The organism is Mesorhizobium sp. M7A.F.Ca.MR.148.00.0.0, assembly GCF_003997735.1.
In the GTDB taxonomy this organism is placed as follows: domain Bacteria; phylum Pseudomonadota; class Alphaproteobacteria; order Rhizobiales; family Rhizobiaceae; genus Mesorhizobium.
Map to the genome: position 1 here is coordinate 1 of NZ_RZTB01000681.1, position 239 is coordinate 239.

Sequence of the window (239 nt, forward strand, 5' to 3'; positions counted from 1 at the left end):
TCGCTTATCTAAAGGATAAGGTCGATCGCGGCTTCGTCGACCTGATCTATGTGCTTGGCGCTGATCATGGTGGTTACGTGAAGCGGCTGGAAGCCCTGGCGAGGGCAATCGCCGGCGACAGGGTGAAACTCACGGTCCTCCTATGCAATCTGGTCAAGCTGTTTCGCGATGGCGAGCCGGTGAGGATGGGAAAGCGGACCGGCAATTTCGTCACTCTCAGGGAAGTCATTGAAGAGGTA

1 pseudogene is annotated in these 239 nt (G+C 56.1%); it reads left to right on the forward strand.

The annotated features are described in order from the left end of the window. A pseudogene (locus EOB49_RS35815) lies at positions 1-239 on the forward strand (arginine--tRNA ligase); the annotation flags it as partial.